Here is an 18359-nt window from a genome sequence, read left to right as displayed (position 1 = left end):
GCGCCGACAAAACCTCCTGGCCACCGACAAACTTTCTTTGTCTTGACCTGGAAAGTTTGTCGGAGCTACAAGGCGGGCATGGCGAAGGACAGCAGCGCGGCGAAGGCCCGGCCGATGCGGGCGCGCATCCTGGAGCGGCTCGCGACGCCCATCACGGCGGCGGCGCTCGCGCGCGAGCTGGACACCTCGCGGCAGAAGGTCGGGTACCACCTGCGCGAATTGGAGCAGCAGGGCCTGGTCGAGCTGGTCGAGGAGCGCCGCAAGGGCAACGTGGTGGAGCGGCTGGTGAAGGCCAGCTCGCGCGCCTACCTCGTGTCCGCCGAGGCCCTGGCCTCGCTGGCCCCGGACCCCGCCGCGGCGGTGGACCGCTTCTCGTCCGCGTACCTCATCGCCGTCGCCGCGCGCAGCGTGCGTGAGGTGGCCTCCCTGCGCGAGCGCGCGCAGGCGGCGGGCAAGACGCTGCCGACCTTTTCCCTGCAGGCCGACGTGCGCTTCCCCAACGCGAAGGCGCGACATGCCTTCGCGGAGGAATTGGCGGAGACCGTCGCCCGGCTCGTCACCCGCTACCACGACGACAGGGCCGAGGGAGGGCGCCACTACCGCCTCTTCCTCGGCGTTCACCCCGCAGCCGCACCCGAGAAGGAGAGCCCCGAGTGAGCCAGGACAAGACGCGCCTCGAGAAGCAGGTGAAGATCAACGCCCCTCGCGATGCCGTCTGGCGCGCCATCACCGAGGCGGACCAGATCGTCCGCTGGTTCGCGCTCGACGCGAAGGTGCAGCCAGGCGTCGGCGGCTACGTGTGGCTGAGCTGGCCCGGCATGGCGGACCAGTCGCGCATCGAGGTCTGGGAGCAGGGGAAGCATTTCCAGACGCGCAGCCCCGGGCGACCGCAGGTCGCCACCGACTGGTATGTCGAAGGCGAGGGCGGGGAGACGACGCTGCGGCTCGTCCACTCGGGCTTTGGCGAGGGCGCGGACTGGGAGGCCGAGTACGACGCGCTGGACCGCGGCTGGGAGGTGTTCTTCCAGAACCTCAAGCACATGCTGGAGCGGCACCCGGGCGTCCCCGGGCAGCAGGTGATGGTGCCCGTGCCGGTGGGGAGCGTGTCGTTGGAGCAGGCGTGGCAGCGGCTGTTGGGGCCGGGCGTGCTCGGCCTGGAGCGCACCGGAGAGCGGACCTTCCAGGCCCGCGCCGTCACGGGCGAGGCGCTGGAAGGGAATGTGGACCTGTGGATGCCTCCGCGCGCGCTCGGCATCACCGTGAAGAACTGGAACGACGCGCGCATCACCGTGGACATCAACGGCTGCGATGGCGAGGTGCAGGCCTGGGTCTGCCTGCTCACCTGGGGGCTGGACGCGCCCGCCGTCGAGGCGCTCCGGGCCCGGTGGCAGCCCCGGCTGGAAGGAATGTTCCTTCCGGCGGCGTGAGCGCGCGGTGACAGACGGTGTTCGGGCGGGTGGCGAGCGGGCCGTACCGTCCGTTAGCCTCGCGCCATGGCGGTGAATGTCGTGGCGTGGGCGGACCCGGTCCGTCAACCCGAGCCGGGCCGGCTCCGGGCGTGGCACCTCGTGTGCCCGTCCGAGTCGCTCCGGCGCGGACAGGTGATGGGCTTCAGCCTCGGCGGAAGGGAGCTGGTGCTCTTCCGGGGACAGGGCGGCGGCGCGCACGCGCTGTCCGCGCACTGCGCGCACATGGGCACGCACCTCGCGGGCGGCACCGTCGTCGGTGACTGTCTGCGCTGCCCGCTGCACCACTGGCGCTTCGACGGCAGCGGCGCCTGCCAGGCGGACGTGGGCGGCAGGCCCGGACAGCGGCCGTTCCCCGTGGTGGAGCGCTACGGCGCCATCCTCGTCTTCAACGGACCCGTGGTCCTCTGTCCTCCGCCGGAGGTGGGTGCCGCGGACCTGTCCTGGCGCACCGGACGCGAAGTCACCGTGCGCTGTGACTGGCTGCCGCTGGTGGCCAACTCGTTCGACATCGAGCACCTGCGCACCGTGCACCACCGCGAACTGCGGGACGCGCCCGTGGTGGAGCGGCCGGACCCGTTCACGTTGCGCCTGCGCTACACCTCGCGCGTCACCGGCACCGGGGCCAGTGACTGGCTGATGAAGACGCTGTCCGGCAACCACATCCGCGTCACCATCACCGTGCATGGCGGAACGCTGCTCTCCGTGGAGAGCGACCTCGGCCGGACGCGGAGCGCCCTCGTCGCTGGCATCCGGAAGACCGAGGCGGGCATGGCGGTGCGGCTAGCCTTCGCCGCGCGCCGGGGCCGCATCCCGGGCCTGGAGCGGCTGTCGCTCGCGGTGTCCCGGTGGCTCTTCACGTCGTTCCTGCGCAGGGACCTGTCCGTGCTCCACGGCATGCGCTTCAACCCGGCCGGCGCCGCGGAGGACCCGATCCTGCGCCAGTTGATGGCCTTCACCGCCAGCCTGCCCGAGGACCGCGATGACGAGCGAGGGTAGGGACACGCCCATCCCGGCCACCCTCAATGTCGTGCTCCTGGCCTCCGCGATGACCGCGTGCGCCGGGTGTCTCTGGCTGGCCTCTCATGCGGACGCATGGGCCGTGCGGCTCATGGCGGCGGGGGTGTTCTCGTTCGTGAACAACACCGTCTTCTCGCTGCTGCACGAGGCGACGCATGGGGTGCTGCACCCGTCGCGCCGCGTGAATGATGGGCTCGGGCGCGTGGCGGCGACGCTGTTCCCCACGTCCTTCACCATGCAGCGCGCCTTCCACCTCAACCACCACCGCCACAACCGGACGCGGCTGGAGCAGTTCGACTACTTCCGGCCCGGGGACAACCGCTTCCTCAAGCGCGCGCAGTGGTACTCCATCCTCAGTGGCCTCTACTGGCTCTTCGTGCCGGTGGGCGCGGTGGCCTTCGCCCTCATCCCCGGGTTGCTGCACCGACTGCGCGGCACGGGTACGCACTATGGGGAGCAGACGGGCGCGGATGCGTACCTGGGCCGGCTGGAGGTCGCCCCGGGGGCGGCCATCCGGTGGGAGGTGTTGCTGGCAGTGGCGGTGCAGGCCGGGCTCGTCTCTGCACTGGACCTGACCGTGACGGGCCAGGCGCTGTGCTACGCGGCCTTCGCCGTCAACTGGAGCGGGTTGCAGTACGCGGACCATGCGTGGTCTCCGCTACACGTGCGCGACGGGGCGTGGGATCTGCGCGTGGCCGCGCCCGTGCGCTGGCTGTTCCTCAACTACCACTACCACCGCGCGCATCACCGACACCCGCACGTGCCCTGGCTCCACCTGGGCCGCTTCGTGGATTCGAGCGCTCCCCGGCCGTCGTTCCTGCGCGTCTGGTTGTCCATGTGGCGTGGGCCCCGACCGCTGCCCGCCACCGTGGAGGATGCGACGAGCGGGCCCGCATCGTTCGGTACGCAGCCGCGCGAGGAGCCACTGCCCCTCACCGTGGAGGCGCGATGAGCGGGCGTCCGGCGTTGTTCGGTCTGCCCCGGCGCGGGGAGTTGCTGCTCACGGGCTCGCTCGCGCTCGGCTTCGCGCTGTTCTTCCTCGCCGTGTACGGCGGCGCGAGCTGGGTGACGGGTTTCTACTCCGGCGGCCTTCGCGTGGACCTGCCCTTCGAGCGGCACATCCCGTTCGTCCCAGCGTGGGCAGCGGTCTACGTGAGCATGGACGTGCTGCTGCTGCTGTCCCTGTTCGTCTTCCGCACCTGGAGGGACATGGTGCCCTTCGCGCTCGCGCTCTGCGCGGAGACGGTGGTGGGCGCGGTGGGCTACCTGGTGCTGCCCGTGGAGGTCGCCTGGCCCACGCGCGTCGTGCAGGGCGGTTGGGCCGACATCTTCTTCGTGGCCGACACCCTGAACCTGGAGCGCAACTACCTGCCGTCGCTCCACGTCGCCTTCGCGTGCACGGCCGCGCTGGCGTACGCGGAGCGCTCGGGCGGGTGGGCGCGGGCGCTTTGGGGCCTCTGGGCCACGGCCATCGCCGCGTCGACACTGCTCATCCACGAGCACCACGTGGTGGACGTGGTGGCGGGCGCGCTGCTCGCCTGGGGCACGTGGCGGTTCGTCGCCCCCCGGGCCCGCCGTGAAGACTTCCTGGCCGCGCTCCGCGTGGAGGCGCTCTGTGCCCGCGAGCTGTTCCGCTTCTCCCGCAGGCACCTGCGCTATGCGCTGATCGGTCTGGTGCTCTATCGCTACTCGCTGGGCCGCTGGCGGCGTCAGGCCCGCGTGGCCCGGGTGGGATTCTGCTTCCTCCAGCTCGTGGACGACGTGCTGGACGGAGACCGGGCCGTGAAGGGCGAGCCACTCGACTGGGTGGACGCGCTGCTCGCGGAGCTGGAGACGGGGCAGGGGAAGGACACCGGGACGGCGGCCACGCTCGGGCGCGAGCTGCTCGACAGCCTGGAGGCTCCGGAGGCGCGGGCGCACGTCTTCGCGCTCATGCGCACCATGCGAAGGGACCGGGAGCGGGTGCGCGCGCGGCGGTGGCTGTCCGCCGACGCGCTGCTCGCGCAGCACCGGGACACCTTCCGGCTGTCGGTGGACCTGATGCTGCATGTGGCCAGCGCCGACGTGCGCGCCTCGGACGTGCCGTCGCTCATCGACGCGTTCGGCTGGTGCTCCACCCTGCGCGACCTGCGCGAGGACCTGGAAGCGGGGCTCTACAACGTGCCGGCCGAGGTCGCGGAAGAGGTGAGGGGAGAGGGCGCGGAACCGGGTGATTACGACGCCCTGCTGGGCTCGAACGCGGGGCGGGCCTGGGTGGTCGCGGAGTACGGCCGCGCCCGTGTGTTGTTGGAGCGCTCCGCCGAGGAGCTGTCCGCCCTCGAAGGGCGCACCGGGATGCCGCTATTGCGCCTGTTTCACCGCTCCATCGAGGGCTTCCGGGCGAGGCGGCTGCCACGCCGCCTGCCGTTCCTCCGCGAGCCGGCCGAGGTCAAGCCGTGGCCTTCGGGCGCCGTGTCCGGCCGATGACGAAGCCCGCCAGGAGCGCACCGAGCGTCGCGACGGAGATGAAGATGGCCCCGTAGTACTTCAGCTTCGAGAGCAGCGGGTTGTCGAACACGTTGGTGGAGTAGTGGAAGGCGGAAATCAGCCACTGGTCGCCCTGGCGCACCAGGGTGCACGTCCACCGGCTGTCGATGACGATGTCCGTGCCGTCCGTGAGCACGTAGTGGTCCTTCGACGAGCCCCAGGCGACGCCCGTGTTGCCGTAGAGGTGGGTGAGGTCATCCACCTCGAACTTCGCGGTGAGCTTCTCCACGACGCGGTTCGGCCCGCGCATCATCTCGTCGTAGTAGGCGCGGATGGCGTCCTTGCCCACGCGCACGTCGTTGTTCATGGTGGTGAAGACGACGTCCGGGGTCAGGTGCTTCACCAGCCGGTCCACGTCCTGCGTGTTGAGCGCGTCCTCCATGTCCTGCTTGAGGGCGCGCAGCGCGTTGTGCGTCGCCTCCACGTCCGCCGGAGCGCCGCCCGCCGCGGCGTCCTGGGCCCACACGGGTGTCGCGAGCAACGAGAGCAGCACCGCCACCACACCGCCGAGGGTCCGCGTCATGAGGCCTCCAGAGAGGGGCCGGAGCATCGTCGAAGCGGAGCGCCGGAGGAAGCCTTACGACGTCGCGGGAAGCCGCTACCCGCGCAGGCCCGGAGACGTCTTGGTCCGGTTGCTCGTGCGCAGGGCGCGCAGCGTGGACATCAGCGCGTAGGCATTGGGAATGCGGCCCAGGTCCACCCAGCCGCCGCTGCGCCGCTGCACCCGCGCCTGCCCGTCAATGGCGTGCACCTGCGCAATCTCCGCCAGCGGCAGGAGCTCCCCGCGGACCGACAGCCCCTGCGCCGTGAGGAGGACCTCCTCGCCGAACGCCACCGGCCGACCGTCGCGCAGCTGCGCGTCATGGCGCAGGGTGAGCACCGCGTCGACGCGGTCCAGCGACTTCTCCGCGAGGACGAAGAAGCCGAGCAGCCGGGGCTGCAACGTGATGGCGTCTCCGTCCTGGCCGTACAGCGTCAGCGACGTCAGGGAAGGCCCCCCGGAGAAGCGACGCTTGCCGTTCTCCGCCAGCCGCGACCAGATGGACTGGAGCACCTTGCCTCCCGCATGGGGATTCTCCAACAGGTCCACCTTGTACTGGGTGACCTGCTCCCAGGGCAGTCGCACCTCGCCGTCCCGCTTGTGGTGGACGAGGCCGTCCGCGTGCAACTCCACCCACTCCTGACGGAAGCGCACGAGCACGGCGAAGAAGCCTCCCCACACGACGGCGGCCACTCCTACCGAGATGATGACCTCGAGCCACGTCGAGGGAGTCCGAAACGTGATGAAGGCGTAGACCGCCGAAAGGGAGAGGAAGAAGAAAAAGGCCCCCACGACGACCCAGGGGGAGTTGCGGTGGATGCTCAGCGGTGAACGCGCGGACTTCATTGAGCGCGCACGCTAGCCGTCGCAGGGCTCCCCGACCAGCAGCAGCGAGTGCGGGGGCCGGGCCACGCGACACATCGTTCCTCCCAAGGCCCGCCCGGTGCTGAGTCAGGGGGCGCCGCCGGCCCGCAGTGTGTCCGCGAGCCGGACGACGTCCTTGACCGGGTCCCAGGTGCCCAGCGCCCACGGGAGCACCTCGTCCAGGATGGCTCGCCGGACCTCCTGTGCCGCCTGTCGGGGTTGGAGCGGTGTGGGGGACTCCTCGCTGGAGCCCAGGGCCCAGGTGATGACGGACTGGCGGCTCAGGGCGCGGCACGCGGCGTTGACACATGCGCCGAGCGCGTCGCCCTCGTTCTCTTCCCGCTGTGCATCCCCGGGCGCGTCCGAGGGAAGGCACCGCGTGGCATACGTCACCGACCAGGCCGCGGAGAACGCGTCTGGCGACGAGAACTGACTGGGGACGGTGTACCCCGCGAGCCGGGCGTCCTGGACGAGCGCCTCGGCGGGCTGGCACACCCAGCGGTCCATGGCCATGACGGCGCGCCGGACTCCCTCGGTGTTCGGCTGCTGGTATTCCCACAGCCCCAGCACCCGTCGCGCGGCAGCCAGGGCGACGCGGACAATCAGGTCGGGGCCCTGCTCCCGCAGGTCCTCCGCCCAGCGCGCCAGCGCCTTCCCCGGGGTTTCGTCGGGCTCCCGTGGGGGTGGCACATCCCGGAGCAGGGCGGTGACGTGCGCGCCGTGGAACCGCTCGGGCGCGAGGGGTGGAGCGCGGCGGCGGAGCACGTCTCTCGCGAGGTCGTCGATGGCCGCGTTCGCGTAGGTCGCCATCGGTGTGAGCGAACGCAATCCGACGAGCTCCGGGAGCGTGGACACGGCCCGCTCGCCCAGCCGGGCGATGAGGAGCAGCGCCCGCATGCCCTCCTCGCGCCGCGCCAGCACCGTGACGAAGGCATCCATCTGACCCAGGCGCTGGTCCCCGGGCCGGTCCTCCGCCGCCCTGCGCGCCACGTCCAGCAGCAGCGGGAACGCTCGGGAAGGCTCCAGGTCCGCGAGGATGCGCAGGGCCTCGAGGCGGTTGACGTCATCCAGGAGGGCCTGCTCCTCCAGCGCGGTGAGCACCTCCGCGTCTCCGGGGAAGCGGCCGAGCACCTGGAGGGCCTGGCGGCGCACGCTCCGGTCGGAGTCCATCAGGCGGGCCATCGCGGCGCGACGGACCTCCGCCGGGAGGGCTCCATCCACTTGCGCCAGCACCCGCGCGGCCCTGCTCCGCGACTGCGCGTCGTGCTTGTCCTGGAGGCAGGGGAGGAGGGCCCGGATGACGGCGGCGGTGGGCCGAGGGCGCATCCGCTCCAGCACCGCGAGCACCATCCACCGCACGCGGGCGCTCGGCGTGCGCAGTGTCTCGAGGAGCGCGGGGATGGCGCACGTGGGCAGAGGCTCGATGCTCCCGAGAGCCTCGATGCACTGCGCGCGGACGCTCGAGTCCGCTTTCGGAGGGACGTCCAGCCGCTTCGCCCGAAGGGTGTCCACGAGCACCGGCACCGCGCCCAGGCCCGCTGCGATGACGTGGCTCACGGCCTCGCCGTTGTCGAACCACCGCGCGCGCACGCGGGCGAAGTCGGCCACCCACTCGCGCACCGTCTTGCCCGCTACCCGGAAGCCGGCGCGCACCATCGCGGCATCCAGGCGCCGGAGGGACGCGAGGTCGTCCGGCCGTGCTCCGTGTCGCTGCTGGTGAAGGTCGTCGTCGTCGCGCATGGGGGGCACCACCGGCCGGACAGGACGTCCGGTCGGGGCCGTCCTGACTCGCGCAGCATCGCACCCCCGGGCCCCCGGGAGGGGCGCCTGGTTCGCGGTGGACACGAGGCCGCGCCCGGGGGCGATTTCCGCGCCCGCGCCCCGCGCCTATCCCTTCTCCACTCGTTGGAGGTGTCACATGGCCATGACGGACCGTCCCGCAACGCTGGTGCTCTCAGGTGGTGGCGCGAAGGGCGCCTTCCAGGTGGGGGCCGAGCGCGTCCTGCGCGAGGTGCATGGCTTCCAGTGGGAGCGCGTCTTCGGCGTCTCCGTCGGCGCGCTCAACGCCACGCTGGTGGCGCAGCAGGCCTACAAGGAGCTGAACGACATCTGGCTCAACATCCGCGAGTCGGACGTGTACCGGCGGTTTCCCTGGGCCGTCATCGCGATCCGCATCGGGCTGCTGCGCAAGCTGGGGCTGTACGACGGCACGCCGCTGCGGGACTTCATCCTGAAGAACGCCACGGGTCGCCCCTACGTGGTGCCCGCGCACGTGGGCCGCGTGTCGCTGACGTCCGGGCTGTACGAGTTGGTCTCCAGTGACGCGAAGGACTTCCTGGACGCCGTGTGGCAGAGCGCCACCATGCCCGTCATCTGGGAGCCCATCGGCTCCACCTACCTCGTCGACGGCGGCCTGCGCAACGTCACGCCGCTGGGAGACGCGCTGGAGTACGGCCCGACGGAGATCGTCGTCATCTCCTGCTCCTCGCAGAAGGTCGAGCCGGCGAAGGCCCCGAACAACATCCTCGATGTGGCCGTGCGCGCCCTCACCGACATCACCATCAACGAGATCCTCCTCAACGACGTGGAGACCTTCATCCGCATCAACGACATCGTCCGCCAGGCGTACGACGAGGGCGTGTCGCTGCGCCGTCCCGACGGCACGCCCTACCGGTACTGCCGCATCACCGTCATCGAGCCGGCGAAGCCGCTGGGGAACACGCTCGACTTCTCGCCGGAGATGATTCGCATGCGCATGCGGCACGGCGAGGAGATGGCCCGCTCCGCCATGCAGCCCACGGGTGTGGGCCCGGGCGAGCGAGCGCCCCAGCAGCCGGGGCCGTACTCGGTGCCCCCGCTGCATGCGTAGCCGTCTCCGTTACTGCTGGGGCAGGGACACGCGGCGGACGTAGAAGGGCAGCGTCAGCGGCGGCGGGTTGGCGCTGGTGAGGTGCGTCAGCTGGCTCTCGGAAACCCACGCGCTGCCCTCGGCCAGCTCCACGGAGGTGGGGTCCTTGAGCCCTTCCAGGAGCTTCGTCACCGTGCCGCGTCCGTCCGTCGACAGGGCGATGCGCGACACGGCCGTGGCGTACTGCTCGGACACCACGAGCCCCGCCGACGCGGAGTACTTCAGCCCATCCGGCCCCGCCAGCGGCCGGTCCAGCACCACCTCCTGCACGGTGCCCGCCGCACCGCCCGCGCCGATGGGGATGCGGAACAGCTTCCCGTCCGCCGTCTTCACCGCGTAGAGCGTGGACGCTCCGTCGTAGGTGAGCCCGTTGAGGCCGAACTGTCCCTGCGGCCCATAGAAGGCATCGGAGCGAGCCCAGACCTCCGCCGGGTTGTCGGTGTCCAGCTTCCCCGAGGGCACGCGGACGATGCGCCCGAGGAAGCTGTCCGTCGCGTAGAGGTTGCCGGCCTTGTCCTGCGCAATCTCGTTGCAGAAACCGGAGCCGGCGCCCTCCTGCGCGGGGAAGACGTGCCGGTGGACGGCCTGTCCCGTGGACAGGCTCACGGCGATGAGCTCCGGCGCGTTGGAGGTGCCGAAGACGTTGCTGCACAGCCACAGGTACTGCTTGTCCTCCTGCACGTGCAGGCCCACGGTGCCGGTGACGATGGAGCGCGGGGCGACGAACTCCTCCGCCTCGCTGCTGCCCGGGCGCACGCGGACAATCTGGCCCGTCATCAGGCTGCCCACGTAGAGGGTGTTGTCCGCGCTGGCGGCGATGCCCTCCGGGTAGAAGTCATTGCCCGGCAGCACAATCTCCGTCACCCCGTCGCGCGACGGCGTGGGCTGCGGCTCTTCCTTTTCCGAGCACCCGAGGACTCCGCCACACGCCAGGATGCACAGCGCACTGCCCAGGATGCTCACACTCGATGCCTTCATGGTCTGCCTCCGCGTTCATGAGCGAACGGGAGGCAAGGTGTCAGCGGGGGCGCGGGCGTTATTGAAGAATCTTGCTGCCTCGTTTTCGCGAGGCTCAGGCGCCTCGTGCATAGGCCCGGGGCGTCAGGCCGTACGAGTCCTTGAAGGTGCGCGCGAAGTGGGCCTGGTCGGCGAAGCCCAGTTCGTATGCAACCTCTCCCGCGGGCGCTCCCTGACGCAGGAGGGGCAGGGCGCGCGCGAGCCGCAGCCGCTGCACGTACGTATGCGGCGGCAGGCCCGTCTCCCGCGCGAAGACGCGAGCCAGGTGGTACTTGCTCAGCCCCACTGCGCCGGACAGGTCCTCCAGAGATACGCGCTCGTTGGCGTGGGCGTGCAGGTACTCGCGGGCGCGGCGCACGGCCCGGGCCTCCAGGCCCACGGGATAGAGCACGGCCTCTCCGTCATGCAGGACGAAGAGGTCCACCAGCGCCTCCACCAGCCACGTCTCCCACTCGAGCGCGGACGCGCCTTCGCCCAGGCGCTGGTGGAAGCGCAGGAAGCTGTGCGCGGCGCGGGCGTCCTCCAGGGCCGTGACTTCGGAGGGCAACCGCAGGGGAATGCGGGAGAGGCCCTCCAGCGCCCGGGTGACGACGCGGGGCTCCAGGTGCAGGCTGCGCAGCATGGGCAGGTGGCGCGGATCCGCCGAGGCCGCGTGCGGCGCTCCAGGAGGGACGAAGAAGAGGGCGCCATGTGAGCCCGCGCCCTGCGTGTACAGGCGTGAGTCCGTCTCCGTGGTGACGACGCCGGCCTCCAGGAGGCCAATCTCCCAGACGGGGTGGTCGTGCATGTCCGCGGCGAAGCGGCGGCCGTGGATGAAGAAGCGCTCGATGCCCGGGGGCCGGGCGTGGGGACTGTCGGGCGTCTCGTAGGCGCAGAGGGGCTGGGACATGGCGGTCGCCCCTGGGATGTTCTCCGGCCCGCCGCGTTTCCACCAGGGTCCGGGCACCGGCGTTGCGCGAGGGTGGTTGCGCCCCGGTAGGATGGCGCGGTGCGCCGCTCCCGGCGCGAGGGGGCCGCTCACGGTTCATGCGTTCCGCGTCCGAGGTCGAAGCGTCGCACGGCGGCTTGATGGGCCTCATCACCTCGCTCGCCCGTGAGGCGTCGACGGCGCCGGACCTGCGCCGGCCCGGCATGGCCGGGGCCATCAATGCGCTCATCGAGCGACTGCCCGCGGAGGCGGGGACGGAGGAGACCTCGGCCGGGCTCCAGCGACTGCTGGAGGCGGGTGCCCTGGATGGGCTCATGGACGAGGTCGGGGAGCAGCCCAGCATCGTGGCCACGCGGACCCTGCTGAACCTGGGCTACCCCCACGCGCTGCGCGTGCCTCCGGAGCGGCTGGTCGCCATGCGCAGGTGGGAGCTCTGGTCGCTGCCGGTGCCGTGGCTGGCGCTCACCGCCACGCTCTTCTTCGCGGCCCTGCTGCAGCTCTCCTTCGTGACGATGGGACACGAGCCCGGGCGGCACTGGCCCCCTTCCGCCGAGGCCCTGGCGGGCCAGGCGCCGAGGCCTCGCACCGGACTGGAGCTCGCGTTCCGGGCACTGGGCCCGGAGTTCGTGGCCTCGGGCCTGCTCCTGGCCAACGGCCTGGGTTGGGTCTCCGCTGTCACCCTGGGCCGGGGCCGGAAGGCCCGGCCGTGGGTCCGCCGTGGCTTCGCCGCCGTCGCGGCGCTGGGGCTGGTGCTGGGTACGCTGCAGTTCGCGGTGGACTTCACCGGCGCCGCGGTGGGCGCCTTCGTCTCCGCGGCGGGAGCCCTGACGGCGTGGCGGATGTTGCGGACTCCGTAAAGCTGACGCTGCTCAGGCCCGGACGATCTGCACGTTGAAGTCCGCGTTGCCGAACGCCCCGTAGAGCCGGAGCCACATGAACATGTGGCCCTCGGTGGCGCGAGACGCGGTGATGTCCCCCAGGTCCACGACGCGCTTCCAGCCGAAGCCCTCGGTGAGAAGCTGCGTCACCTGCTTCTTCGCCCCCGCGTCGTTGCCGGCGACGAAGATGTCCGTCGGCGCGGGCAGCTTCGCCGGATTCACCATGACGCTGGCGGTGACGGTGTTGAGGCTCTTGACCACCTTCACGTCCGGGAAGGCGCGCTGGAGCTGCTCGCCCAGCGAGTCCGTGTTGCAGACGGAGAGGGTGGGCGGGAAGCCCTTGGAGAAGTCGAGCGGGTTGGCCACGTCCACCAGCACCTTGCCGTTCAGGTTCTTCTCGCCCGCCAGCTTCAGCGCTTCCAGCGAGGCCGTGCCGGAGGTGCAGTTGAAGACCAGCTCCGCGAAGGCCGCCGCGTCCGCGAAGGTGCCCTGCGACGCGCGGGCCCCGGCCTTCTTCGTCCACGCCACCGCCTTCTCGTGGTTCGCCGTGCGCGAGCCCATGCGCACCTCGTGGCCCACCTCCACCAGCTTGCTGCCCAGCGTCTCGCCGACGATGCCCGTGCCCAGGATGGCAATCTTCATGAGGTCCTCCTGCTTCGTGGTTGGGGCCAACCTAACCGTCAACCCGGCGCGCATCGAGCACGCGGGAGTTGAACCATCATCAACTCCAGGTTGACAATCCGGCCCATGGACCTGTTCGCGGGCATCCTCCCATTCCTCCACGTGGCCGAGGAGCGCAGCTTCCGGAAGGCGGCGGAGCGGCTCGGCGTCACCACGGCGGCGGTGAGCAAGGCGGTGCGGAAGCTGGAGGAGGACGTGGGTGCGAGGCTGCTGGAGCGCACGTCCCGGCAGGTGGCCCTCACGCCCGAGGGCGCGGAGTTCCTCGAGCGCGCCCGCGAGGCGGTGGCGCAGGTGCGGGCGGCGAGGGAGACGGTGGCCCGGGCGCAGCAGGCCCCCCGGGGGCCGCTCACGGTGACGCTGACGCACATCCTGGCGCCGGTGGTGCTGCCCCGGCTCGCGCGACTCCAGGCCCGCTACCCGCAGCTCACGCTCCACGTCCGCCTGGATGATCGCTTCAGCCGCATGGTGGACGAGCACATCGACGTGGCCATCCGCGTGGGCGGGTTGGAGGACTCCAGCCTCGTGGCGCGGCGGCTCTTGTCCACGCGCTGGGTGACGCTGGTCGCGCCCGCGCACCTCGCGCGTCATGGCACCCCGACGCATCCGGAGGACCTGGCGCGCCACCCGTGCCTGAAGTTCGTGGATCCGCGCGGCCTGGCGCGCGAGTGGGTCTTCCGCCGCGCACCCGGAGGCCCGCCGGAAGTCGTGCGGACGCACCTGGCCATGGACGTGAATCACGGCCCCGCGCTGCTGGACCTCGCCGCGGCCGGAGCCGGCCTGTGCCAGGTGCTGGACTTCATGCTCGATGAGCGCGCGCGGGACGGGCGGCTGGTGGAGGTGCTCGCGGAGCACTCCGCCGAGGGGCCTCCCGTCCATGCGTTGTGCCTCCCCGGGAGGCAGTCCGTGCCTCGCGTGCAGGCGCTCCTGCACCTGCTGTCGGAGGAGCTGCGACCCGGGGGCCGCGCGTAGTCGGGAACCTTTCAGCCGTCAGGCGCGTCCAACGAGATGAGCCGGGGCCCTACCAGGTGGCGGGTACGCCATCCTGCTTCGAATGCCCCGGGCGCACCGGTGTCCCGGGACTGTCGTCCTGGGCGGCACCCGACGCGGCGTGGGCCGGCGCGTCCGGGTCCTCTTCCGGCGCGTCGTTGATTTCCTTGTAGAAGCGCCTGCCGATGAACACTCCCAGCACCAGCGACACCACCAGCCCCACCGCCGAGACGGCCGTCATCACCGTGCGGCCCTGCGCCAGTCCACTGCCGAACTGCGCGGTGAGGAAGGTGCCGGGAATGGTGCCCAGCATGACGCCGGCGAGCAGGGGCCACAGCCGCGCGCCGCTGGCCGCCGCCGCCACCAGCATGACGTCCGTGGGGCACAGCGGGTTGATGCACGCCATCAGCGCGAAGAGGAAGTCGTGCCGCCTCGCGGCCCGCACCAGCGCCGGATATTTGCCGCCAGCCAGGCGCTTCATCGGCCGGGTGCCCAGCTTGCGCGCCACCCCGAAGAGCAACATGGCAGACAGGAAGCTGCCCGTTAGTGAATAGAGGGTCGCTGCGAGCGTCCCGAACATCATCCCGCCCACCGCGGTCAGGAGCTGACCGGGCAGCAGCGTCACCGGGCGGATCGCGAGAAAGGCGACGTAGGCCAGGGGAGCTGCGTCGCCAAACGGCTCCAGGACGGAGGCGATGCGCTTCTGGTCGATGAAGTCCGGCCCGAGGAGCCGGAGCATCACCAGGCCTCCCACCGAGACGAGCATCGGTGCCAGGACCCGGAGCCAACTCTTCGCCGACTGCGCCACGCCGTGCCTCCCCCGCGGCCCGATCGCCGGACGCGCCGTTGGCAGAAGGTGGGAGGTGGATCGGGAATCGGCAATGTGCAGTGCGGTGTTTCAAACAATGAAGCGTCCTGCCGGGCGTGCCACCGCCCGGCACGAATGCTGGGCAAGCGCATCCAACTCCCCGAAATTGCTCGGGTTTTTGTGTGGTGTGTCAGACGCGAACGGCTGGCGGTGTACGGAGCTTGCTTGCATCGGGGCGCTTCCGTCCCAAGGTTTCAGGCAAGGGACACCGAGGCGAGGGTCGGGTGGCAGTCACGAGAGGAGATGGCGACATGTCGGACAAGGACAACAAGGGCAGCATGACGGTGGCCGAGGCAGGCCGTAAGGGCGGCGAGACTGTCCGCAACGAGCGAGGCCGGGAGTTCTACGAGACCATCGGCCGCAAGGGCGGCGCGACGGTGAAGGCCGAGCGGGGCCGTTCCTTCTACGAGGAGATTGGCCGCAAGGGCGGCGAGACGGTGAAGGCCGAGCGCGGCGCGAAGTTCTACGAGGAGATCGGCAAGAAGGGTGGTGACCGCGTCAAGGCCACCCGCGGGCCGAACTTCTACGAGGAGATCGGCCGCAAGGGCGGGCAGAAGGTGAAGAAGCTCATCGAAGAGGGCAAGCGCGCGGCTCGCGCCGCGATGGCTGCCGCCCCCGGCGGTGAGGGCCAGGCCCCGCAGGAAGGCGCGGCTCCCGTGGCGCCTCCTCCGGCTTCCGAGCCGACCGGTCAGGGCCAGGGCAACGAGTAGCGTGGCGTCAGGCGCGCGGACCCGGTAAGACGGCCGCGTGTACCTGGTCATCACGTTCCTCGAACAATTGGAGGGGACCGAGCGGGCCATCCGCCGGCTCCGGGAGTTTGGCATTCCGGAGCCGTTGGTGGTTCGTGCTCGGAGCGCGGCGGCTGCGCTGTCCGCCGAGGTGCCCGTGTTCGCGGGCCTTCGCAGCCTCGCGCTGGGCGCGGACGAGGATCGCGTCCTCCTGGTGAGCCTGCTGCCCGCCATCTCCGCCGAGGAGATGGAGCGGCTGGTGCAGCGCGTACAACTGGAGATGGATGCGGACGACCCGCCCATGGGCCGCCTGGTCGCCCTACCGGTGATCTCGGCGCCCACGCACCGGCGCTCGTGACGTGAGGGACGGAGCGGTGTAAGCACATCCTGTGCAAGCGCTGCTCGTCCTCCTCTCCATCGCGGCGCTGTCGCTGCTCGCCTCCAGCCGCGTGCTGGACCCCGGGCGCTTCCCGGCGCTGGCGAGGCTGGCGGCCAGCGGCTTCCTCTTCCTGCTCATGGGCGTCCTCCTCGGCCCGTCCGTGGTGGGGCTGCTCACCCCGGGCAACCTGGAGGGCCTGCGCCCGGTGATGGCGCTCGGCCTGGGCATCGCGGGCGTCATCCTCGGGCTCAACCTGGAGCCCCGGCTGCTGCGGCTGTTGCCCCGGCCGGTGTACTCGGCGGCGCTCGCGCACGCGGGCACGGCCTTCTTCTTCGTGGCGCTGCCGCTGGTGGCGCCGCTGCTCTTCGCCTTCAACCTGTCCCCGCAGGCGGCGGTGGGGGCGGCGGCGCTCCTGGGCGCCGCGGCGAGCCTGTCCTCCGGCCACTTCGCGGTGCTGGCGTACCGCGCCGGGCGGATGGACCGCGCGCGCGGGCTGGGCGTGGCGCTGCTGACCATGCTGGACGACGCGGTGGGCATGGGCGTGCTGGCGCTGGCGCTGGTGCTGGGCGCGGCGAGCAACCTCGGCGAGGGCCTGGGACTGGTGTGCCTGGCGGTGCTGCTGGGCGTGCTGTGCGGGGCGCTGCTGGCCTTCCTCACGCACTCACTCAAGGACCTGGCGGAGCTCACCACGGTGACGCTGGGCGGGGTGGCGCTGGTGGCGGGCGCGGCGGCGTACCTGCGCGTGTCCGCGCTGCTGGCGGGGGTGGCGTGCGGTGCCACGCTGGCGCTGGTGGGCGGGCGCACGGCGGAGCGGGTGTCGCGCGCGCTGGCCCGGGTGGAGCGGCCCGCGTTCCTGGTGCTGGTGTTCCTGGTGGGCTGCGGGGTGCACGCGCGGGACTGGGGCGCGTGGGCGCTGGTGCCGGGCTTCGTGGGGCTGCGCTTCCTGGGCAAGGTGCTGGGCGGGAGGCTGGCGCAGCGGCTCGCGGGGAGCGCGCTGGAGCTGCCCCCGCGGCTGGGCTACGCGCTGATTGCGCAGGGCGGCCTGGCGCTGTGCCTCGTCGCCGAGTACGGGATGCTGGTGCCGGGCGGGCTGTCGCAGCGCGTGCTGGACGTGGTGGTGGTGGGCGCGGTGGTGAACGAGCTGCTCGCCGGCCAGGCCTTCCGCCAGGTGCTGGGCCCCACGCAGGTGCCCGCGCGGGCACAGCCGGGCGTGGAGGTGGCGACATGAAGGGCGCCGTCATCCGGCTGGGGTTGCTGGTGGTGCTGCTGGCCATCATCAGCCGGGCGCAGGTGCTGCGCGCGGACGCGGGCACGCCGGTGACGCTGGCCGCGGGCGCGCTGCTGCTGTGCGGCCTGTTCGCGGGGAAGGTGGCCAAGGGACTGGGGCTGCCGCGGCTCACGGGCTACCTGTTGGTGGGCGTGGCGGTGGGCCCGTACGCGCTGGGCTTCATCCCCAACGCGGGCGTGAAGGGGCTGGAATTGGTGAAGGGGCTGGCGGTGAGCCTCATCGCGCTGGTGGCGGGCACGGAGCTGCGGCTGGGGCTCATCCGCCGGGTGGGCACGCGGGTGGCGCTCCTGTGCGCGGGCGTGTGCGGGCTGACCTTCGTGGTGTGCTTCGGGGCCACGTTCCTCTTCAAGCCGCTCCTGCCATTCATGGCGGACATGACGGTGTCGCAGGCGCTGGCCGTCAGCGCCCTGGTGTCCACGGTGGTGGTGTCCTTCTCGCCCACCGTCACCATCGCCATCGTTCAGGAGACGCGCGCGCGGGGCAGCTTCACCGAGTTCCTCATGGCGCTGGTCATCATCGGCGACCTGTTCGTCATGGTGGCCTTCGCGCTGGCGGCGGGCGTGACGAAGGCGAGCTTCGGCGGCGGGCTGGACGTGGCGGAGTTGCTGGGCGGGGTGGGGTGGGAGCTGTTCGGCTCGGTGGGCGTGGGGTGCGTGCTGGCGGTGGCGGTGCTCGTCTACATGCGAGGGGTGAAGCGGGACCTGCCGCTGTTCCTGGTGGGCCTGTCCTTCGCGGCGGCCGAGGGCGGCGCGCGGCTGCACCTGTCCCCGCTGCTGGTGTCCCTGGCGGCGGGGGCGCTCATCGCCAACCTGGACGAGCACGCGGGCGAGCGCATCCACCATGCGATTCAGCAGGCGGGCCTGCCGGTGTTCGCGCTCTTCTTCGCCGCGGCCGGCGCGGGGCTGAAGCTGGACGCGCTGGTGACGGTGGGTCCGGTGGCGCTGCTGCTGGTGGGCCTGCGCGGCGGGGCCATCTGGTTCTCGTGCCGCAAGCTCGCGCCCGTGGATGACCCGCGCCTCAAGAGCCACCTGTGGATGGGGCTCATCTCCCAGGCAGGCGTCACCTTCGGGCTGGCGGCGCTGGTGTCCCGCACGTTCCCCACGTTCGGGTCTCAGGTGGAGGTGCTCATCGTCGCGATGATTACCGCGCACGAGCTGGTGGGGCCGGTGCTGACGCGGCGGGCGCTGGCCGCCAGCGGGGAGATCCGCACGGACGAGGCGGCCGGAACGGCATAGGCTGATCCGCATCTCACCGGGCAGCTACTGGAACCACGGAGACAT

Annotated in this window: 19 protein-coding genes; 12 read left to right on the top strand and 7 right to left on the bottom strand. The window is 71.5% G+C overall.

Going from position 1 to position 18359, the window contains the following annotated elements; all coding sequences use genetic code 11:
• The first annotated feature begins 78 nt into the window (after positions 1–78).
• The 5 genes from OV427_RS46865 to OV427_RS46845 all read left to right on the top strand — a co-directional run bounded on the left by OV427_RS46865 (position 79) and on the right by OV427_RS46845 (position 4952).
• Positions 79–657, top strand: coding sequence for a winged helix-turn-helix domain-containing protein (locus OV427_RS46865; RefSeq protein WP_267862760.1), 579 nt, complete (start codon positions 79–81; stop codon positions 655–657).
• The gene (locus tag OV427_RS46860) at positions 654–1427 is read left to right on the top strand and encodes an SRPBCC family protein (RefSeq protein WP_267862759.1); all 774 of its coding nucleotides are present in this window, start codon (positions 654–656) and stop codon (positions 1425–1427) included. Before OV427_RS46865 ends, OV427_RS46860 begins: the two co-directional genes overlap by 4 nt.
• 66 nt (positions 1428–1493) lie before the next feature.
• On the top strand, positions 1494–2465 hold the full coding sequence (locus tag OV427_RS46855; RefSeq protein WP_267862758.1) for a Rieske 2Fe-2S domain-containing protein: 972 nt from the start codon (positions 1494–1496) through the stop codon (positions 2463–2465).
• Positions 2449–3438, top strand: a complete 990-nt coding sequence (locus tag OV427_RS46850; RefSeq protein WP_267862757.1) for a fatty acid desaturase — start codon at positions 2449–2451, stop codon at positions 3436–3438. The genes OV427_RS46855 and OV427_RS46850 overlap by 17 nt, the downstream gene beginning before the upstream one ends.
• Positions 3435–4952, top strand: coding sequence for a phosphatase PAP2 family protein (locus OV427_RS46845; protein WP_267862756.1), 1518 nt, complete (start codon positions 3435–3437; stop codon positions 4950–4952). The genes OV427_RS46850 and OV427_RS46845 overlap by 4 nt, the downstream gene beginning before the upstream one ends.
• On the opposite strand, the gene OV427_RS46840 is transcribed toward OV427_RS46845, so the two are convergent.
• From OV427_RS46840 to OV427_RS46830, 3 genes are all read right to left on the bottom strand, one after another.
• Positions 4915–5535, bottom strand: a complete 621-nt coding sequence (locus OV427_RS46840) for a nuclear transport factor 2 family protein (RefSeq protein WP_267862755.1) — start codon at positions 5533–5535, stop codon at positions 4915–4917. The genes OV427_RS46845 and OV427_RS46840 overlap by 38 nt on opposite strands.
• A 75-nt stretch (positions 5536–5610) precedes the next feature.
• Positions 5611–6399 carry a hypothetical protein gene (locus tag OV427_RS46835; protein WP_267862754.1) on the bottom strand — a complete coding sequence of 263 codons (789 nt, stop codon included), beginning with the start codon at positions 6397–6399 and terminating at the stop codon, positions 5611–5613.
• Between the two features lie 105 nt (positions 6400–6504).
• Positions 6505–8157 (bottom strand): HEAT repeat domain-containing protein, encoded by a 1653-nt coding sequence (locus tag OV427_RS46830; RefSeq protein WP_267862753.1) that lies wholly within the window; start codon positions 8155–8157, stop codon positions 6505–6507.
• 184 nt (positions 8158–8341) lie between these two features.
• Between OV427_RS46830 and OV427_RS46825 the strand changes: the two genes are divergently transcribed.
• Complete coding sequence (locus tag OV427_RS46825) at positions 8342–9286, top strand: patatin-like phospholipase family protein (protein ID WP_267862752.1); 945 nt, start codon at positions 8342–8344, stop codon at positions 9284–9286.
• 9 nt (positions 9287–9295) lie between these two features.
• On the opposite strand, the gene OV427_RS46820 is transcribed toward OV427_RS46825, so the two are convergent.
• Both OV427_RS46820 and OV427_RS46815 read right to left on the bottom strand, forming a co-directional pair.
• Positions 9296–10303: an SMP-30/gluconolactonase/LRE family protein gene (locus tag OV427_RS46820; RefSeq protein ID WP_267862751.1), complete on the bottom strand. Its 1008-nt coding sequence runs from the start codon at positions 10301–10303 to the stop codon at positions 9296–9298.
• Positions 10304–10397: 94 nt separating this feature from the next.
• Positions 10398–11231: an AraC family transcriptional regulator gene (locus OV427_RS46815; RefSeq protein WP_267862750.1), complete on the bottom strand. Its 834-nt coding sequence runs from the start codon at positions 11229–11231 to the stop codon at positions 10398–10400.
• Between the two features lie 137 nt (positions 11232–11368).
• On the opposite strand from OV427_RS46815, the gene OV427_RS46810 reads away from it, so the two are divergent.
• On the top strand, positions 11369–12127 hold the full coding sequence (locus tag OV427_RS46810; RefSeq protein WP_267862749.1) for a hypothetical protein: 759 nt from the start codon (positions 11369–11371) through the stop codon (positions 12125–12127).
• A 12-nt stretch (positions 12128–12139) separates the two neighbouring features.
• Here the strand turns inward: OV427_RS46810 and OV427_RS46805 are convergent, their stop codons facing one another.
• Positions 12140–12790 (bottom strand): NADPH-dependent F420 reductase, encoded by a 651-nt coding sequence (locus tag OV427_RS46805; RefSeq protein ID WP_267862748.1) that lies wholly within the window; start codon positions 12788–12790, stop codon positions 12140–12142.
• A 105-nt stretch (positions 12791–12895) separates the two neighbouring features.
• Here OV427_RS46805 and OV427_RS46800 point away from each other — a divergent pair, with 105 nt between their 5' ends.
• Positions 12896–13798, top strand: coding sequence for a LysR family transcriptional regulator (locus tag OV427_RS46800; protein WP_267862747.1), 903 nt, complete (start codon positions 12896–12898; stop codon positions 13796–13798).
• Between the two features lie 49 nt (positions 13799–13847).
• On the opposite strand, the gene OV427_RS46795 is transcribed toward OV427_RS46800, so the two are convergent.
• The gene (locus OV427_RS46795) at positions 13848–14624 is read right to left on the bottom strand and encodes a TVP38/TMEM64 family protein (RefSeq protein WP_267862746.1); all 777 of its coding nucleotides are present in this window, start codon (positions 14622–14624) and stop codon (positions 13848–13850) included.
• Between the two features lie 311 nt (positions 14625–14935).
• Here OV427_RS46795 and OV427_RS46790 point away from each other — a divergent pair, with 311 nt between their 5' ends.
• Genes OV427_RS46790 through OV427_RS46775 form a run of 4 tightly spaced genes read left to right on the top strand, consistent with a single transcriptional unit; the run spans position 14936 to position 18314 of the window.
• On the top strand, positions 14936–15394 hold the full coding sequence (locus OV427_RS46790) for a general stress protein (protein ID WP_267862745.1): 459 nt from the start codon (positions 14936–14938) through the stop codon (positions 15392–15394).
• 37 nt (positions 15395–15431) lie between these two features.
• A complete protein-coding gene (locus OV427_RS46785) occupies positions 15432–15770 on the top strand; it encodes a hypothetical protein (RefSeq protein WP_267862744.1) in 339 nt (112 codons plus the stop codon).
• 31 nt (positions 15771–15801) lie between these two features.
• A complete protein-coding gene (locus OV427_RS46780; protein ID WP_267862743.1) occupies positions 15802–17019 on the top strand; it encodes a cation:proton antiporter in 1218 nt (405 codons plus the stop codon).
• Positions 17016–18314: a cation:proton antiporter gene (locus OV427_RS46775; RefSeq protein ID WP_267862742.1), complete on the top strand. Its 1299-nt coding sequence runs from the start codon at positions 17016–17018 to the stop codon at positions 18312–18314. Before OV427_RS46780 ends, OV427_RS46775 begins: the two co-directional genes overlap by 4 nt.
• Positions 18315–18359: the final 45 nt, after the last annotated feature.

It is taken from the genome of Pyxidicoccus sp. MSG2, assembly GCF_026626705.1.
Lineage (GTDB): Bacteria > Myxococcota > Myxococcia > Myxococcales > Myxococcaceae > Myxococcus.
This window is presented reverse-complemented; position numbering and strand designations above follow the sequence as displayed.

Excerpts from the sequence above, each read along its gene's own strand:
- OV427_RS46845 (WP_267862756.1), top strand. The coding sequence starts at position 3,435 with ATGAGCGGGCGTCCGGCGTTGTTCGGTCTGCCCCGGCGCGGGGAGTTG.
- OV427_RS46805 (WP_267862748.1), bottom strand. The coding sequence starts at position 12,790 with ATGAAGATTGCCATCCTGGGCACGGGCATCGTCGGCGAGACGCTGGGC.
- OV427_RS46855 (WP_267862758.1), top strand. The coding sequence starts at position 1,494 with ATGGCGGTGAATGTCGTGGCGTGGGCGGACCCGGTCCGTCAACCCGAG.
- OV427_RS46800 (WP_267862747.1), top strand. The coding sequence starts at position 12,896 with ATGGACCTGTTCGCGGGCATCCTCCCATTCCTCCACGTGGCCGAGGAG.
- OV427_RS46830 (WP_267862753.1), bottom strand. The coding sequence starts at position 8,157 with ATGCGCGACGACGACGACCTTCACCAGCAGCGACACGGAGCACGGCCG.
- OV427_RS46840 (WP_267862755.1), bottom strand. The coding sequence starts at position 5,535 with ATGACGCGGACCCTCGGCGGTGTGGTGGCGGTGCTGCTCTCGTTGCTC.
- OV427_RS46850 (WP_267862757.1), top strand. The coding sequence starts at position 2,449 with ATGACGAGCGAGGGTAGGGACACGCCCATCCCGGCCACCCTCAATGTC.
- OV427_RS46810 (WP_267862749.1), top strand. The coding sequence starts at position 11,369 with ATGCGTTCCGCGTCCGAGGTCGAAGCGTCGCACGGCGGCTTGATGGGC.
- OV427_RS46815 (WP_267862750.1), bottom strand. The coding sequence starts at position 11,231 with ATGTCCCAGCCCCTCTGCGCCTACGAGACGCCCGACAGTCCCCACGCC.
- OV427_RS46825 (WP_267862752.1), top strand. The coding sequence starts at position 8,342 with ATGACGGACCGTCCCGCAACGCTGGTGCTCTCAGGTGGTGGCGCGAAG.
- OV427_RS46865 (WP_267862760.1), top strand. The coding sequence starts at position 79 with ATGGCGAAGGACAGCAGCGCGGCGAAGGCCCGGCCGATGCGGGCGCGC.
- OV427_RS46790 (WP_267862745.1), top strand. The coding sequence starts at position 14,936 with ATGTCGGACAAGGACAACAAGGGCAGCATGACGGTGGCCGAGGCAGGC.
- OV427_RS46820 (WP_267862751.1), bottom strand. The coding sequence starts at position 10,303 with ATGAAGGCATCGAGTGTGAGCATCCTGGGCAGTGCGCTGTGCATCCTG.
- OV427_RS46835 (WP_267862754.1), bottom strand. The coding sequence starts at position 6,399 with ATGAAGTCCGCGCGTTCACCGCTGAGCATCCACCGCAACTCCCCCTGG.
- OV427_RS46775 (WP_267862742.1), top strand. The coding sequence starts at position 17,016 with ATGAAGGGCGCCGTCATCCGGCTGGGGTTGCTGGTGGTGCTGCTGGCC.